This is a genomic window from Rhodococcus sp. Leaf233, assembly GCF_001426165.1.
Classification (GTDB): Bacteria; Actinomycetota; Actinomycetes; order Mycobacteriales; family Mycobacteriaceae; genus Rhodococcoides; species Rhodococcoides fascians.
In genome coordinates this window covers 450,247-466,282 of sequence record NZ_LMRO01000009.1, presented here as the reverse complement: position 1 = coordinate 466,282, position 16,036 = coordinate 450,247, and the positions used below count along the sequence as shown (strand labels likewise).

The 16,036-nt window shown below is 64.7% G+C and carries 14 protein-coding genes; 4 read left to right on the top strand and 10 right to left on the bottom strand.

Annotated features, from left to right (window positions below; genetic code table 11):
- The first annotated feature begins 40 nt into the window (after positions 1-40).
- Positions 41-679: an MBL fold metallo-hydrolase gene (locus ASH04_RS12860; RefSeq protein ID WP_057473673.1), complete on the top strand. Its 639-nt coding sequence runs from the start codon at positions 41-43 to the stop codon at positions 677-679.
- Here ASH04_RS12860 and ASH04_RS12855 read toward each other — a convergent pair.
- The 5 genes from ASH04_RS12855 to ASH04_RS12835 form a co-directional block, all read right to left on the bottom strand.
- The gene (locus ASH04_RS12855; protein ID WP_082519285.1) at positions 676-1,320 is read right to left on the bottom strand and encodes an LppP/LprE family lipoprotein; all 645 of its coding nucleotides are present in this window, start codon (positions 1,318-1,320) and stop codon (positions 676-678) included. The genes ASH04_RS12860 and ASH04_RS12855 overlap by 4 nt on opposite strands.
- Before the next feature lie 182 nt (positions 1,321-1,502).
- Positions 1,503-2,306: a hydroxyethylthiazole kinase gene (gene thiM / locus ASH04_RS12850; RefSeq protein ID WP_057473948.1), complete on the bottom strand. Its 804-nt coding sequence runs from the start codon at positions 2,304-2,306 to the stop codon at positions 1,503-1,505.
- 187 nt (positions 2,307-2,493) lie between these two features.
- The gene (locus ASH04_RS12845) at positions 2,494-3,195 is read right to left on the bottom strand and encodes a DUF2334 domain-containing protein (protein WP_032391216.1); all 702 of its coding nucleotides are present in this window, start codon (positions 3,193-3,195) and stop codon (positions 2,494-2,496) included.
- Between the two features lie 55 nt (positions 3,196-3,250).
- Entirely contained in the window at positions 3,251-3,760 is a 510-nt protein-coding gene (locus ASH04_RS12840) for a glutathione peroxidase (protein ID WP_027495833.1), read from the bottom strand.
- Between the two features lie 131 nt (positions 3,761-3,891).
- On the bottom strand, positions 3,892-5,292 hold the full coding sequence (locus ASH04_RS12835) for a cation:dicarboxylate symporter family transporter (protein ID WP_057473671.1): 1,401 nt from the start codon (positions 5,290-5,292) through the stop codon (positions 3,892-3,894).
- Between the two features lie 233 nt (positions 5,293-5,525).
- On the opposite strand from ASH04_RS12835, the gene ASH04_RS12830 reads away from it, so the two are divergent.
- Both ASH04_RS12830 and ASH04_RS12825 read left to right on the top strand, forming a co-directional pair.
- The gene (locus ASH04_RS12830; RefSeq protein ID WP_235580019.1) at positions 5,526-7,019 is read left to right on the top strand and encodes a sensor histidine kinase; all 1,494 of its coding nucleotides are present in this window, start codon (positions 5,526-5,528) and stop codon (positions 7,017-7,019) included.
- On the top strand, positions 7,016-7,690 hold the full coding sequence (locus ASH04_RS12825) for a response regulator (RefSeq protein ID WP_032374017.1): 675 nt from the start codon (positions 7,016-7,018) through the stop codon (positions 7,688-7,690). The genes ASH04_RS12830 and ASH04_RS12825 overlap by 4 nt, the downstream gene beginning before the upstream one ends.
- 40 nt (positions 7,691-7,730) lie before the next feature.
- Here ASH04_RS12825 and ASH04_RS12820 read toward each other — a convergent pair whose 3' ends face one another.
- Positions 7,731-9,860: a S9 family peptidase gene (locus tag ASH04_RS12820; RefSeq protein ID WP_057473670.1), complete on the bottom strand. Its 2,130-nt coding sequence runs from the start codon at positions 9,858-9,860 to the stop codon at positions 7,731-7,733.
- Positions 9,857-10,741, bottom strand: a complete 885-nt coding sequence (locus tag ASH04_RS12815) for a phosphoribosylaminoimidazolesuccinocarboxamide synthase (RefSeq protein ID WP_032374034.1) — start codon at positions 10,739-10,741, stop codon at positions 9,857-9,859. The genes ASH04_RS12820 and ASH04_RS12815 overlap by 4 nt, the downstream gene beginning before the upstream one ends.
- A gap of 63 nt (positions 10,742-10,804) precedes the next feature.
- Between ASH04_RS12815 and ASH04_RS12810 the strand changes: the two genes are divergently transcribed.
- Positions 10,805-12,208, top strand: coding sequence for an MDR family MFS transporter (locus tag ASH04_RS12810; RefSeq protein WP_032371345.1), 1,404 nt, complete (start codon positions 10,805-10,807; stop codon positions 12,206-12,208).
- A 57-nt stretch (positions 12,209-12,265) separates the two neighbouring features.
- Here the strand turns inward: ASH04_RS12810 and ASH04_RS12805 are convergent, their stop codons facing one another.
- Genes ASH04_RS12805 through ASH04_RS12795 form a run of 3 tightly spaced genes read right to left on the bottom strand, consistent with a single transcriptional unit; the run spans position 12,266 to position 15,930 of the window.
- Positions 12,266-13,315 (bottom strand): ABC transporter ATP-binding protein, encoded by a 1,050-nt coding sequence (locus ASH04_RS12805; RefSeq protein ID WP_228139151.1) that lies wholly within the window; start codon positions 13,313-13,315, stop codon positions 12,266-12,268.
- Positions 13,316-13,317: 2 nt separating this feature from the next.
- Complete coding sequence (locus tag ASH04_RS12800) at positions 13,318-14,886, bottom strand: ABC transporter permease (RefSeq protein WP_230073670.1); 1,569 nt, start codon at positions 14,884-14,886, stop codon at positions 13,318-13,320.
- A 3-nt stretch (positions 14,887-14,889) separates the two neighbouring features.
- A complete protein-coding gene (locus ASH04_RS12795) occupies positions 14,890-15,930 on the bottom strand; it encodes an iron ABC transporter substrate-binding protein (RefSeq protein ID WP_057473669.1) in 1,041 nt (346 codons plus the stop codon).
- Between the last annotated feature and the right edge of the window lie 106 nt (positions 15,931-16,036).

The window sequence follows — 16,036 nt, the reverse complement described above, 5'->3', positions numbered from 1 at the left end:
CCCTGGCCAGCGGAGCGAAACCGCGCTTACTGTGGAGTGCATGCGGCTGACACACTTCGGACATTCCTGCGTTCTGGTCGAACTCAACGGCACCACGGTGTTGTTCGATCCCGGCACGTTCTCTCACGGATTCGAGGGCATCACCGGGCTCGACGCCATCCTGGTCACTCACCAGCACCCGGATCATGTTGATCTGCAGCGACTTCCCGCACTTCTCGACGCCAATCCCCGCGCCGAGCTGCATGCCGATCCCATGACGGCAGGCCAGCTCGGAGGGAAATGGATCGCGGCCCCGGCGGGCAAGGACTTCTCCGTGGGCGGCATCACCGTCACCGGAGTCGGCGGCACGCACGCCGTCATCCATCCGGAACTGCCGGAGATCGACAACACCGGTTACCTTCTCGGCACTCCCGAGAACCCGGGGCAACTGTTCCATCCCGGTGACTCGTTGTTCGTTCCCGAGCAACAGGTCGAGGTACTGGCACTGCCCGCGGCCGCACCGTGGTCGAAGCTGTCCGAGACGGTCGAGTTCCTGCGTGCGGTGGCTCCGAGAATGGCATTCCCCATCCATCAGGCCGTGGTCGCGGAACAGGCAAGGGGCATCTACTACGGCCGATTCAAGGACATGTCCGACGCCGAAATCCGCGAACTTCCCGAGGAATCGTCCGTCTCGATCTAGCCGGTGACCTCGGGCGGGAGGGTGCCGATCATGGTCACTTGCGTTCCGTCCCACTGGTAGTCGATGGTCGCAGGTCCGCCGGTCGGGTTCGCATTGGCGTCACCGGCGAGTGGCCAGCGGTAGTTCACTGTGATCGTGTCGGCCGACTGGGCCGCTACCGACGTGAACCCGTACGGCTCCAGCGTCGCGGTGCCGAGGTACTCGGCGTCGTGAAAGAAGAGCAGATGTGTCGGCGAGCTCACCGTTGCCCCGGACGGGAGCGCTTCGACCCAGGTGAACGACGCACAGGGATCGCCCATGTCGGTGGCGACCCACGGTGAATCTGCGAACACGAGCGGCAGCGAGTCCACGGCCTGCGGTACCGGCCCCCACGTCAGATCCAGGCACAGTGGCTCGGCTTCCGACGGACCCATGGGGACCAGGTCGCTGGCCTCCTCCGGTGGCGTCCGCTGCGGCTGCGTTCCCTCGGTCACGGTGGCCGGGTCGGGTGTCACCGGGTTTGCCTGAGGGGTCGCCTGGGTGGTCGCCTGGGTGGTCGTCGGAACGGCCGCGGACGGTGCTGCCGACGGCGTTCCTTGCTCCGATCCGCCGCACGCGACGAGAGCTGTTGCACCGACTGCGAGGAGCAGAAGTCGTTTCATGAAGACCACCTGGTTCGATTTGCCCGACGCCAGGTATGTCCCCTCGTAAACATGTTCCGTTACATCACATTTCGATCAAGGGGTCGTTACATTCACGGCGCAGGCGATTGTTGCTCCACTCCCCGCCCGGTCGGCGGTATTTCAGCGGAAGCCGCCACAGAGTGGAGCGCCAGTTGCACTCGTCAGTCGAGTCGAACCAATTCCCGCAGTGCCGACTCGTCCACCGCGTCGAGTCCGTCCAAGAATGCAGCAGCGAAGGTACCCGGACGCGTCGTCGACCGAGCAGCGATCTCCGACGCGACCGCCACGTGCGCGTGCGCGGCGGCGGCACCGATCAACGCAGACGGAGAAACGGAACAGTACGCCGCCGTCAGCGCACCCAATGCGCATCCGGTGGCTGTAACTCGTTGCAGCAGTGCGCTTCCGCCGCCGATCTTCACCGTCGAACCTTGCGCGAAGATGTGGTCGACCTCCCCTGAGGCCGCTACGACCTCGGCGCGGTCGAGGAGAGAACGCGCCGCGTCGACGGAATCCGCAACGTGCGCAGACGAATCCACGCCTCTCGATCCACCCTCGGCGCCCGCGAGTCCCATCACCTCGGAAGCATTTGCGCGAATCACGTTGGGCCGATTGGCAAGTAGTTCCACCGCGACCTGGGTTCGCCACGGCAGCCCGCCCGCTCCCACCGGGTCGAGTACCCACGGCTTCCCCGCTGCTCGCGCGGCAGCGGACGCCAGACGAGAACTTTCCACCTGCGCCGCCGTCGGAGTTCCGAGATTGACCAGCACCGCGTCGGCGATCTCGGCAAAGCCGGCCGCTTCCTCCGGATTGTCGACCATCGCCGGAGCCGCACCTGCCGCGAGCAGGGCATTTGCGACGAATTGCACCGACACCGTATTGGTCAGACACTGCACCAGCGGATTGCGATCACGCAGCAGTCGATGCGCGGCAACGATGTCGTCCAGGGTCACACTCGAGGCATTCATCGCTGTCGAGTCTACGACCGCTCCCACCCCGTTCGCGTCAATGGACCACCCCACCCCCTTCGGATCAATGCGCCTTTCTTGCAATCTGAGTGACTGAAAGCCACATTGATCCCAATTGGAGGTACAGAGCAAGCCGGGGGCGGGGCGGGGGTTGGGGCGGGGCGGGGTGGGGTGAGGCAGCGAGGAGTCAGGCCACGCGAGTTTTGGTGCGCGGGATCCATTCGTAGACTCCCGCTGCGGCGTTGTGGTGCAGGGAGAGGTCGATGGCATCGAGGATTGCCTGGCGCGGCGCGGGGCGTCCGAGTTGTTTGGCGCTGATGGCCAGGCGCACCACTCCCCCGCGTCGGGCGGTGCGGCCGGCGCCGAGTACGAGTGCTTTGAACCACCAGGGTTCGGCCTTGAAGCCTTCGCCGATTCCCCAGACCCGGGCGCGGATGGTGCCGTCGCGGTCGAGGTCGTGAATACCGTTGAGTGAGGCAATCATTCGGAACCCTGCATCCGGGAGCGCCTCGATGGCTCCGGGTGAGGCGATCCAGCGCGGAGCGGCGAACACTCGGGTACGCAGGCCGGTCTGTTCCATGACGCGGTCGGCGGCCATCAGTCGCAGTCGAGCTTCGTGGCGCGGCAGTGCGGCGAACTCGGAACGTCGACGCTTAGTCGCGGCCTGGTCGTAGCCGTGCAGAACGATGGCGTCGCCACTGTCGCGTCGCGTCCGCAGCCATTCCTGGGTGGGCACGTCGGCTGCGAGACGGTATTTGTCTTTCAGCCGCGGTGCGACGAGCAGCGACAGCGGGACACCCCGTCCGTCGAGTTCTCGCGCGAACTCGGCGGCATGCTCGTAGGTGTCGTTCTTGATTCCGCTCACCGACACGATCAGGCGTCCAGACATGACTCGAGCCTCGCACACCAGCGTGAACGAGGCTCGACGTCGATGCAGACAGAAGCTAAACGGCGATCGTTTCCTTCGGCAGGATCTTGTCGATCGCGGCGAGCACCTCGGGTGCGTCCGGCTCGGTGCGCGGGCGGAAACGGTTGGTGACGACGCCATCCGGGGAGATCAGGAACTTCTCGAAGTTCCACTGAACATCTCCGGCGGTGCCGTCGGCGTCCTCGGTCTTGGTCAGTTCGGCGTAGAGCGGGTGCCGGTTGTCACCGTTGACGTCGACCTTCTCGGTCATCGCGAACGTGACGCCGTACGTGGTGGAGCAGAAAGTTTCGATTTCTTCGGCGGTGCCGGGCTCTTGGCCACCGAACTGGTTGCACGGCACCCCGACGACCGACAGGCCACTGGCGGAGTACTCGTTGGCGAGCTTCTCCAGCTTTTCGTACTGCGGGGTCAGTCCGCACTTGGATGCGACATTGACCACGAGGACGGCCCGTCCGGCGTACTCGTCGAGCGAGGTGGGCGCACCACCCAGCGTGTTGATGCCGATGTTCTGAACTTCAGTCATCATCCGAACTTACCTGTGAGTACCGACAGAATGGAACCGACGCACAAAAGCAAGTACGACCCCGCTGGTGGCAGGGCCGTACTTGCGTTCTTCCGAACCGGGCGACGGGGGGATGCGCGTCGCCCGGCAGGTTCTTATGCCTTGGCGGCGTTCTTTTCGATGATGACCTGCTTGTCGGCAGGCCGGTCGTCCTCGGGGAGGTGGTCGTCGACCATGGTCTCCTCGTCGAACGGGTGCTTGCCGTCGAGCACCTCGGTGACTCGGGCGGCGTCGATCGTCTTGGTCCACGTACCGACCAACAGAGTGGCAACGGCGTTACCGGAGAAGTTGGTGACGGCGCGAGCCTCGGACATGAACCGGTCGATTCCCACGATGAGCTGAACACCGTCGAGCAGTTCCGGGCGGTGGCTCGACAGGCCGCCGGCGAGAGTCGCCAGGCCTGCTCCGGACACTCCGGCTGCGCCCTTGGAGGCGATGATCATGAACAGCAGCAGCGAGAACTGCTCCCCGATGGAGAGCGGCATGTTCATGGCGTCGGCGATGAAGATCGAGGCCATGGTCAGGTAGATCGCGGTGCCGTCGAGGTTGAACGAGTAACCGGTGGGGACGACGATGCCGACGGTGGTGCGCTCGACTCCGACGTGCTCCATCTTGGCGATCAGACGCGGCAGGGCCGATTCGGAGGACGACGTGGCAACGATGAGCAGGTACTCCCGGGCCAGATACTTGACCAGCTTGAAGATCGAGAAGCCGGAGACGAACTTGAGAATCAGGCCGAGGAAGAAGAAAACGAAGATGAAGCAGGTGATGTAGAAGGCCAGCATCAGAGTGCCGAGCTGAATCACCGCGTCGAAGCCGGTCTTGCCGACGACACCGGCGATGGCACCGAAGGCACCGATCGGGGCGAGCCACAGGATCATCGTCAGGATGCGGAAGACGAGCTTTTGTACTGCGCCGATGCCCTTGAGGATGCCTTCACCCTGCTTGCCCATGGCCTGCAGTGCGAAACCGACGAGGATTGCGACGAACAGCGTCTGCAGAACAGAACCGGCCGTCAGCGACGAAAGCAGCGACGTCGGAATGATCCCGGCGATGAAGTCCATCGTCCCGCCGGCCTCGTGGGCGGTGTCGGCGAGCTTGAGTCCGGCGTCGTTCGGCGTGATGTTCAGGCCGTCACCGGGCTTGATGAGGTTGCCGACAACCATGCCGATACCGAGGGCGATGGTCGACATGCCGATGAAGTAAGCGAGCGCCAGGCCGCCGACTCGGCCGACGCTGGCTGCGGCGCGTACCGATCCGATGCCGAGGACGATGGTGCAGAAGATGACCGGGCTGATCATCATCTTGATCAGGCTGACGAAGAGCGTGCCGAGGATCGACAGGTCGGACGCGAAATCCTTGGCCACCAACCCGACGATGATGCCGGCGATGACGGCGATGATCACCGCGATGTAGAGCCAGTGCGTCTTGTCGCGCTTCTTCTTCGGCTCGGACGACGGATTGTCGTTCCGCTCAGCGTCGGTGCTGATAGTCATGGACGTTCCTTAGTGTTCCGGTGGTGCGTGAATGTGGCTGGTGGCTTCGTGATCGCCGGAGTGGAGTGAGGTGGGTCACCCCTGCTGAGAGATGATGTTGCTGCACCCAGTGACTGGAGTCACCTATACGTTCATTCTGTTCACATCGATGTTTCTTGTCTGAAAGGAATGTGTTGTCCTCGAAGCGGCCGCTGAGTGTGGCGGGGCAGGTTTTGGTCCTGCAACTGGTCGTCATGGCCGTCGTCGTTCTCGCCGGCGGAATACTGACGATCCTCAACGAGAGGTCCAACAGCGACGACGCCACCCGACGTGAGGTGACGGCGATCGCGGTGAGTATCGCCAACGAACCGTCGACGCCGCTGGCCATCGAATCCGACGACCCGACGTCTCGTCTGCAGCCGGAAACGGAGAAGATCAGGCAGGTCACCGGGGTCGATTTCATCGTCGTCATGGCTCCCGATCGCACCCGCTTCACGCACACCACCGTCGACCTGATCGGTAAACCGTTCAGCGGCAACATCGATCGTGCACTGCTCGGCGAGACGTTCACCGAGACGTACGTGGGCTCTCTCGGCCCGTCGATCAGAGCGGTCACACCCGTCACCGATACCGACGGCGAGATCGTCGGTCTCGTGTCCGCTGGAGTCACCCGCCAGAAGATCAGCGATCAGTTCCTGCAAGGCCTGCCGTTGATCCTCGCCGTCGTGCTCGCGGCCTTCGTCGTCGCTGCGACCGGTTCGACGCTGCTCAGCCGCCGGCTACGGCGTCAGACTTTGGGGATGGCTCCGGCCGAATTGCGGACGATGTACGAACATCACGACGCCGTTCTGCATTCCATCGGCGAGGGTCTGTTGGTGTTCGGACGCAGCGACGAGGCGGAGTTGGTCAACGACGAGGCCCGACGCCTTCTCGACCTACCGGACGGGCCGGTATCGCTGACGTCGTTGCCGGAGTCGATGCAACAGATGGACACCGGGATCGTTCGCGGTGAGCTGCATCTGACGAAAGATCGTGTACTCGTCGTCAACCAGGATCCGGTCATGTGGGAGGGCAAACGCCTGGGTAACGTCCTGACGATTCGCGATCAGACCGAGTTGCGTTCGTTGATGGGCGAATTGGATTCGGTGCGCAGTTTCGCGGAGTCACTGCGCTCGCAGGCGCACGAGGCGGCGAATCGGTTGCACACGGTCATCACGATGGTCGAGCTCGGTCGGCCCGAAGAAGCCGTCGAATTCGCGACGGCCGATCTCGAACTCTCGCAGACTCTCATCGACCGGTTGATGAACGCGGTCGGCGAGCCTGCGCTCGCGGCGCTGTTGCTCGGCAAGGTCAGCCAGGCCGCCGAACAGGGCGTCGAGCTGACGATCACCGACGACACGGCGATGGAACACGAAGGGGTTCTGACTGCTCGCGAATTGGTGACGCTGGTCGGCAATCTGATAGACAATGCGATCGATGCCTCGAAAGAATCCGACCAGCCGTGGGTCGAAGTGACGGTCCGCGACGCCGACGGTGAACTCGTCGTCCGGGTGGCCGACAGTGGCCCCGGCATTCCACCGGAAACCTTGAAAGCTGCTCTCCGGCGGGGATATTCGACCAAATCCGGCTCTCGCGGACTCGGCCTCGCGCTCGTGACGCAGGTGATCACGCGGCACGGTGGCACGTTGACCTCGGAAGTGACGTACGGGTCGGTGTTGGTGGCGACCATTCCGGGAGCGACGTCGTGATCCGCGTACTGATCGTCGACGACGAACCGCTCATCGCGGAGGCCCACAAGACGTACGTCGAGCGGACGCCCGGTTTCGACGTGGCCGGAGTCGCACACACCGGCGCTGCGGCCATGCGATTCGCCAGCACCGAACCCGTCGATCTGGTGTTGCTGGACATCGGCCTGCCCGACGCCAGCGGCATCGACGTCGCTGCGGCGCTCGGCGGTCTACGTCCGAGCCCCGACGTCATTGCCATCACCTCCGAACGTGATCTGTCGGTAGTTCGTTCGGCAGTGGCGCACGGCATCGTGCTGTATCTGCTCAAACCGTTCACGTTCGCTGCGTTCCGCGACAAGCTCGAGCGCTATCGCGAATTCCACGATGCATTACCCGCCGGCGAGAACGCGTCGAGTCAACGAGACATCGACCGTGCGATGGCACACCTGCGCACGGCCGACGAACGCGTCTCCACCCCCAAAGGCATTGCCCCACAGACGATGGACGGCATCACCGCCAGCGTCAAGGAATCCGTCGACGGCCTCAACGCCTCCGAGGCGGCCAAGGTTGTCGGCGTATCCCGGGTGACGGCCTGGCGCTACCTCGAACGACTGGCCGACGACGGTCTGGTCACCCGGCACACCGAATACGGTAAGGCCGGGCGACCGCAGGTCCGCTATGTGTGGCGCTGACGCGCCAGTGGTGTGGTTAAGCGCCCCCTGGGGCGCTTGATCACTCCACTGCGGCGCCAGCCGCACTCACGATCCAGGCGTACTCGAAAGCCGCTTCTTTCCATTTCTCGTAGCGTCCGCTGACTCCGCCGTGTCCGGCGCTCATTTCGGTCTTGAGCAGCAGGTCCGAGTCCCCGGTCTTCGTGGCACGCAGGGCCGCAACCCATTTGGCCGGTTCGACGTACAGGACGCGGGTGTCGTTGATGGACGTGATCGCGAGGATCGACGGGTAGTCCTTGGCCTCGACGTTCTCGTAGGGGCTGTACGACTTCATGTAGTCGTACACCTCCTTGTCCGCCAACGGGTTTCCCCACTCGTCCCATTCGATCACCGTCAACGGCAGCGACGGGTCGAGGATGGAGGTGAGTGGGTCGACGAACGGCACGTTGGCCAGGATGCCGTTGAACAGCTCGGGTGCGAGGTTGGCCACCGCTCCCATCAGCAGACCACCTGCGCTACCGCCGTCGGCGACCAGATGCTTCGGTGAGGTACGGCCGGTGTCGATCAGATGCTGTGCCGCAGCGATGAAGTCGGTGAACGTGTTCTTCTTCTGCAGCGTCTTGCCCTGGTCGTACCAGTGCCTACCCATCTCACCGCCGCCGCGCACGTGTGCGACGACGAAGACGATGCCACGGTCGAGCAGGGACAGACGTGCTACCGAGAACGACGGGTCCATCGATGCCTCGTACGATCCGTAGCCGTACAGCAGCGTAGGAGCAGGCCCCTCGGGGACGTCCTTGCGAGCGATGACCGACAGCGGAATCTGTGTTCCGTCCGGCGCGGTCGCCCACTCTCGGTGCTGCACATAGTCACCGGCATCGAACTGACCCAACACCGGCTGCGATTTACGAAGCAGCAGTTCACCGCTCGCGATATCCAGGTCGTAGACCTGACCGGGCGTAATGAACGAGGTGTAGACCATCCGCAGCAACGGCTGATCCCATTCCGGGTTCGAGCCCGCACCGACAGAGTAGAGCTCCTCGTCGAACTCCAGCTCGCGGTACTCGCCGTATCCCTCGTCGGTCAGCGGCCAGATCGCCATGCGGGTCAACGCTTCTCGGCGGTAGGTGAAGATCAGGTGGCTCGCGAAGGCGTCGATGTCCTCGACTCGGACGTCGCCCTGATGCGGAACCAGAATGCGCTGATCGAGTGGATCGCTGACCGGGGCCTCGGCGAGCAGGAAGTTCTCGGCCTTCTCCCCCTCGGTGCCCCAGCCGTTGACCGAGCCGTTGTGGGTGATCAGGAAGCGATCCTCACCGGCCACGACGGCATGCTCGATGCTGTACTCGATGCCGTCCGTGCGCGGCAGCACGACGCGGAATTCGCCCTCGGGATCGGTGGATTCCAGGACGAGGCACTCGGAGGTGATCTTCGACCCGACCCAGATCATCAGGTACTTCTCGCTACGGGTGGAACCGAATCCGACCCAGTAGCTCTCGTCGGGCTCGTGGAAGACCTTGACGTCCTCGGCCTTACCGAGCGTGTGCCGCCAGACGGTGTCGGGACGCCAGGACTCGTCGACCGTCAGGTAGAAGACATGCGTGGCGTCGGCGGTCCAGGTGGCACCCGGCGCGACGTTCTCGATGGTGTCGGCGAGCAGTTCACCGGTCTCGAGGTTCTTGAAACGCAGCGTGTACCGCTCGTCGCCCTCGGTGTCGGTGGAGTACGCCAGCAACGTGCCGTCGAGGCTGATGGAGAAGGCCCCGAGCGAGAAGAAGTCGTGACCCTCCGCCTCGACGTTGGCGTCGAGCAGGATCTGCTCCCCCGGCACATCCACGTCGGACGACAGTGTCGGCGGTGTCCAGTCGTCGGGAGAGTCGACGGGGCAACGGCATTGGAGGCCGTACGACTTTCCCTCGACGGTGCGTGAGTAGTACCACCACTGGCCCATGCGCGTCGGCACGGACAGGTCGGTCTCCTGGGTGCGCGATTTGATCTCGTCGAAGATCTTGCCGCGGAGTGCTTCCAGTCCGGCCGTATGCTGCTCGGTGTACGAGTTCTCGGCTTCGAGGTAGGCGATCACCTCGGGGTCTTCCTTGGCGCGCAACCACTCGTAGTTGTCGATGAACGTGTCGCCGTGATGGGTGCGCTCCTGCGGCACCTTCTTGGCAATGGGAGGGGTGATCGTCATGGCGTGACCCAATCGTCGAAGTTCAGGCCCGAGATGCGCTCGTAGGCCTCGATGTAGCGGCTGCGCGTTGCGGCGACGACGTCGTCGGGCAACGGTGGCGGTGGGGTGTCGGACGCTCGGTCCCAGCCGGATTCGCCGGTCAGCCAGTCGCGAACGAACTGCTTGTCGAAACTGGGCTGAACGCGACCTTCTTCGTACGAATCGGCAGGCCAGTAGCGCGAGGAATCGGGGGTGAGCACCTCGTCGGCGAGAACGAGGTTGCCGTCGGCATCGGTCCCGAACTCGAACTTGGTGTCCGCGAGGATGATTCCGCGTTCCAGAGCGAAGTTGGCTGCACGCGAATAGATCTCGATGGTGTCTTCGCGGAGCTTGAAGGCCAGCTCGGCACCGACCAGTTCGACGGCCTGGTCGAAGGTGATGTTCTCGTCGTGCTCGCCCAGTTCGGCCTTGGCGGCAGGAGTGAAGATGACCTCGTCGAGTTTGCTCGATTCGATCAGGCCGGGCGGCAGTTCGACGCCGCACACGGCGCCGGTCGCGTTGTAGTCCGCCAACCCGGATCCGGTGAGATAGCCGCGAGCAACGCACTCGATCGGCACCATGTTCAGCTTCTTCACCACCAGGGCGCGGCCGAGCAGTTCGGCGGGGATGCGTTCGTCGAGCGGATCACCGGCCAGGTGGTTGACGCCGCCGAGCTCCTCGAAGAAGAACACGCTCATCGCCGTCAACACCCGTCCCTTGTCCGGGATCGGGGTGTCGAGGATGTGGTCGTAGGCCGAGATTCGATCGCTCGCGACGAGCAGCAGATGCGCGTCGTCGATCGTGTACAGATCGCGGACCTTGCCGCCGGCCAGATGCTCGTAGCTACTCAGTGATGGTCGCACGAGGCTCAACACTATCTGGGCCGGTGCCGCCACGTCGGCGGGCAGGGATCACAATGAGTAGCAATGGCAACGACCGAATCGACCCCGGACATCGGATTCCGCTCCGAACGCGGTCCCATCCTGATCGCGCTGATGCTCAGCTCGTCGCTGGTTGCGCTGGACGCGACGATCATCGCCACTGCGGTGCTCACCATCGTCGGCGACCTCGGCGGGTTCGCGCAGTTCCCGTGGTTGTTCTCGATCTACCTGCTGGCACAGGCTGTCTCGGTGCCGCTCTACGGCAAATTGTCCGATCTGTTCGGGCGCAAGAAGATCATGGTGTTCGGCATCGCGGTGTTCTGCCTGGGCTCGATTCTGTGCGGCCTGGCGTGGAGCATGCCTGCTCTGATTGCTTTCCGCGCGATTCAGGGACTCGGTGCGGGTGCCGTCCAGCCGATGTCCATCACGATCGCAGGCGACATCTACACGCTGCCCGAGCGCGCCAAGGTGCAGGGCTACCTGGCCAGCGTGTGGGCGATTTCCTCGGTGCTCGGCCCCGCCCTCGGTGGCGTCTTCTCCGAGTACCTGTCGTGGCGGTGGATCTTTTTCATCAACATTCCGCTGTGCGCGGTGGCGGCGTTCATGTTGCTGCGCAAGTTCGAGGAAGGCGCAGTCGAACGCGCCAAGCCGAAGATCGATTACCTCGGTGCCGCTCTGCTCACCGTCGGCGCGACGATGGTGCTCCTCGGCCTGCTCGAAGGCGGCCAGTCCTGGGCCTGGGGTTCGCCGATCAGCATCGCGATCTTCGTCGTGGGCTTCCTACTGCTGGCGGTGTTCGCATGGGTCGAGTCCCGCGCCGAGGAGCCGATCCTGCCGCTGTGGGTGTTCACCCGGCGGGTGCTGGTGGTCAGCAGCTTCATCTCGTTGCTCGTCGGCGCATTGATCCTGGGACTGACGTCCTACGTCCCGACCTTCGTACAGGGCGTGTTCGGCACAGGAGCCATCATCGCCGGCTTCTCGCTGTCCACGCTGACCCTCGGCTGGCCGATCGCGGCATCCCAGTCCGGGCGGGTGTATCTGCGCTTCGGCTTCCGCACGACGGCAGTGGTCGGCGGTTCGATCGGGATCGTGGGCACGGCACTGACGACTCTGCTCGACGCCGATTCGCAGATCTGGCACGTCGCGGCGATGTGCTTCGTCATCGGCCTCGGCATGGGGTTGATCGCGAGCCCCACATTGATCGCCGCACAGTCGAGCGTCGAGTGGGCCGAACGCGGCGTCGTCACCTCCACCAACATGTTCGCCCGTTCACTCGGTAGCGCCGTCGGCGTCGCGGTGTTCGGTGCCATCGTCAACGCCCGTGTGTCCGGAGATCCAGAACCCGAACAACTGTCCGACGCCATCCATCTGGTCTTCATCGGAGTGCTGGTCGCCGCCGTCCTGATGACTGTCGCTGCGGTGTTCATGCCCAAGCGCACGGCCCGATAACTCGCCCACTGCGCAGGGTTCCGCCGCGTACCGCGACCGGAACCCTGCGTCACGGGATCAACGCACCGAACGCGGAAACCAGTGCACCGGCGAGGTCACCGAGACGTTCACGGCTGTACCGGGAGCGAATCGGTCGCAGGCCCGAGCGACGACACGCAGCCGGAGCCCGGTATCGCGGTGTCGCACAGTGACCGAGCATTCGGGGCCGGTGAAAACTTCGTGTTCGACGAGAAATTCGCCGTCCTCGCGCTCCGACACCACCAACTGCTCGGGCCGGAGCAAGACCTGCCCCATACCCGTTGCCCTGGTGGTGGATTCGAGACGACCGAGAACGGTGTCGACCCAACCGTCGCGCGCGGCAGCATCGACGTAATAGGCGTCGCCGACGAAGCTCGCCACAGCCGGCGTGGTGGGCCGCTCGTACAGTGCACGCGGCGTATCGACCTGCGCACAGCGCCCGCCCAGCAGGACCGCAACCCGATCCGCGGTGCCCAGAGCCTCGGCCCGATCGTGGGTGACGAGAATCGACGCGGTCTTGCTGGTGAGCAACAACTCTCGCACGTCCTGCCGAATCGAGGTCCGCAGACCTGCATCGAGAGCAGCGAACGGCTCGTCCATCAACACCACCGAGGGAGCCGGGGCCAATGCGCGCGCCAACGCGATCCGCTGTTGCTGCCCGCCCGAGAGTTCGCTGGGTCGAACCGCACCGGCGTCGGGCAGTCCGACGAGCTCGAGCATCTCGTCGACGCGTCGGGCACGCTCGGCTCGGCCGGACAGGTACGGCCGCACGAACCCTGTGCGCAAACCGAATTCGATGTTCCGGCGCACCGTCAGATGTGGAAACAGTCCACCTTCCTGCGGCATCAGGCCCACCCCCCGCTTCTCCGGTGGCACCTGAACACGCCCGGCGACGGAGAGGTCGCGCCCGTCCGCGGTGATGCGGCCCGCATCGATACGGTGCAGGCCTGCGATCGATCGCAGCAGAGTCGTCTTGCCGCAGCCGGAGGGTCCGAGAACGGCGAGCATCTCACCGTCGCCGAGGTCGAGATCGATTCCGTGCAGCACCGTCGTACTGCCGTACGAGGCAACGAGATCGGACATCACCATGCTCATGACAGTGTCACTCGCTTTCGCGTCGTACGCCGCAGCGCCCGGGTCAGGACGATCGTCGGGACCACAGAGATCAGGATCAACGCGAGGGCGTAAGGGGCTGCCTCGCCGTAGCGGAATGCCTCGGTGGTGGACCACAGCGTGGTCGCGAGCGTGTCCACACCGCGGGGGCGCAGCATCAACGTCGCCGGTAGTTCCTTGGCGACGGTCAGGAACACCAGGGCGGCTCCGGCCGCGATGCCGGGCGCGGCGACAGGAATCGTCACCCGCAGGTCGGTGCGCACTCGCCCGGCCCCGAGGGTCCGTGAAACATCCTCGAGCACAACCGGAGTGGCGTCGACGACCGATCGGGTGCTGCCGACGGCCAACGGCAGGAACAGCACCACGTACGCCACCACCAGCAGCACCGCGGTCTGATAGAACGACGGCAGAAATCTGATTCCGAGAAACACCGTCGCCAGTCCCACGGTGATACCCGGGAGACCGTGCGCAATGTACGTGGACAACTCGGCGGTGCGCGCACTGCGGGACGTGGACCGGGCCGCGAACAACGCCACCGGCAACGCAAGCACGGCCACCACCAGAGCAGCAGTCGCCGAGTACTGGACCGTCTTGGCGCTGACAGCCAGCACGTCCGACCAGTCGACGGTGAAGCGCAGCGATCGAGTGAGCCATCGCGCCAGGGCCAGAATCGGTACCAGCACCGAAACACCGAGGGCTGCAACGATAACGGCCAGAGCAGGCACGCGCCACCGGCCAAGAACCACAGGCTCGGCCATCCGGTCGGTACCCGATCCCACGCGCGCCGTGGCCCCGCGTCGAGCACGCCGTTCGAGGAGGGTCAACACCAACGCGCCCACCACGAGGACCAACCCGAGAACAGCGGCCGCGGTGCGATCGAGCCCGCCGCGGTAGGCGCTGTAGATGCCAAGAGTGAAGGCGTCGTACCGCATCAGTGCCACCGCCCCGAAGTCACTGATGGTGTACAGCGCCACCAGCAGCGCGCCTGCTGCCGCAGCCGGAACGACGCGACGGCACTCGACGGTCAGTGCGGTGCGTACCGCCCCGCGGCCGAGGGTGCGGGACACTTCGGCCAACGACGGGTCCGCGGTGGCGAACGCCGCGGACACCGGCAACATCACCAGCGGGAAGCACGACAACGTGAGCACCAGCGCAGCACCGGAAAATCCTGCAAGGGAGGGAAATTCAGCGATCCACAGATAACCGGACACGTACGACGGGATGGCCAGCGGTGCCGCGAGGATCATCGAGAAGATGCGTCGACCCGGTAGATCGGTTCGGACGGTCAACCAGGCGAGCAGCGTGCCCACCACGACGGAGGCGACCACCACGGTGAGCGCGAGCGTGGCCGTCCGGACAACGAGGTCGAGGGTGCGTTGCCGCAGGAGCAGCCGCAGTACCTTCTCGGTTCCGCCGTCGAACGCTCGAACGAACAGGTACACCAAGGGTGTCAGCGTCAGCGCTCCCACGCACAACGCGGTCGTCCCGAGAACGGGACGACCGCCGAAGTGGCGCCGCAGAAGCGGCTGGAGTGCAGACTCGAACACCGACTAGATGATTCCGACGTCGGTGAGCAGGGTCTGGGTCTCCTCGAGGGACGAGAGTCGGCCCAGGTCGAGGTCGGTCGAACCCAGGTCCGACAGCGGCGGCAGGTCGTAGTCGGACGTGACGCCGTCGATGACGGGGTATTCGGCGGTCTCGTTGGCGAAGTACGTCTGCGATTCGATCGAGAGCAACTCGCGCACGAAATCGAATGCCGCTTCCTGGTTGTCCGACGCCGCCAGCACACCGGCACCGGCGACGTTGATCAATGCGCCGGGGTCGCCGGGCTCGAAGTAGTGCAGCTCGACGGGAGCGTCGGCACCGTTCTCGTCCTTGAACGGGTACCAGTAGTAGTGGTTGAGCAGTCCCGTGGAGACCTGCCCGTCGTTGACGGCGGTCAGCAGCGGACCGTTGCCCTCGAACGCGACCGGCTCGTTGGCGACGAATCCTTCGAGCCAGGTGCGCGCACCCTCCTCGCCGCGCTGCACGCGCAATGCGGTGACGAACGCCTGGAACGACGCGTTGGTGGGTGCGTAGCCGATCTGTCCGCGCCAGCGTGGGTCGAGCAGTCCGTCGATACCGGTGGGCAGGTCTGCTGCCTGCACCGAATCGGAGTTGTAGGCCAGCACGCGGGCCCGTGCGGACGTGGCGACCCAGGTGCCGTCGGTGCCGCGGTACTGCTCGGGGACGAGCGCGAGGATGTCCTCGGGCAGCGGTGCGAGCGCCCCTGCTTCGTCGAGGGCCCCCAGTGCACCTGCATCCTGGCCGTAGAAGACGTCGGCCGGCGTCGCGTCGCCCTCTTCGAGGATCTTCGCGGCCTGGGCGTTGGTGTTGCCCGAGTAGTCGACCTCGACGCCGCCGCCGATGCGTTCGATCAGGGGGTCGACGAGTTCTTCGCCGCGGCCGGAGTACACCACCAGGGCGGACTCTGCGGTGGCGGACTCGGAGGTGGAGGTGGTGTCACCGGAGTCCGAAGAGCTGCAGGCGACCAAACCGAGGGCAAGGGTTGCACTGCACGAGAGCAGCGCCAGACGGCGAACGGTGAACACGGTTCTCCTGACGAAAACGGGTCAAACGGACAATTCGAGAAAGTACACCACCAAGGTGAGGCTCAGCTACTTTCCCCCCCGGATTGAACGACCGGCAGCCCGGGCA

Excerpts from the sequence above, each read along its gene's own strand:
- ASH04_RS12860 (WP_057473673.1), top strand. The coding sequence starts at position 41 with ATGCGGCTGACACACTTCGGACATTCCTGCGTTCTGGTCGAACTCAAC.
- ASH04_RS12855 (WP_082519285.1), bottom strand. The coding sequence starts at position 1,320 with ATGAAACGACTTCTGCTCCTCGCAGTCGGTGCAACAGCTCTCGTCGCG.
- thiM (WP_057473948.1), bottom strand. The coding sequence starts at position 2,306 with ATGAATGCCTCGAGTGTGACCCTGGACGACATCGTTGCCGCGCATCGA.
- ASH04_RS12845 (WP_032391216.1), bottom strand. The coding sequence starts at position 3,195 with ATGTCTGGACGCCTGATCGTGTCGGTGAGCGGAATCAAGAACGACACC.
- ASH04_RS12840 (WP_027495833.1), bottom strand. The coding sequence starts at position 3,760 with ATGATGACTGAAGTTCAGAACATCGGCATCAACACGCTGGGTGGTGCG.
- ASH04_RS12835 (WP_057473671.1), bottom strand. The coding sequence starts at position 5,292 with ATGACTATCAGCACCGACGCTGAGCGGAACGACAATCCGTCGTCCGAG.
- ASH04_RS12830 (WP_235580019.1), top strand. The coding sequence starts at position 5,526 with ATGGCCGTCGTCGTTCTCGCCGGCGGAATACTGACGATCCTCAACGAG.
- ASH04_RS12820 (WP_057473670.1), bottom strand. The coding sequence starts at position 9,860 with ATGACGATCACCCCTCCCATTGCCAAGAAGGTGCCGCAGGAGCGCACC.
- ASH04_RS12810 (WP_032371345.1), top strand. The coding sequence starts at position 10,805 with ATGGCAACGACCGAATCGACCCCGGACATCGGATTCCGCTCCGAACGC.
- ASH04_RS12805 (WP_228139151.1), bottom strand. The coding sequence starts at position 13,315 with ATGGTGATGTCCGATCTCGTTGCCTCGTACGGCAGTACGACGGTGCTG.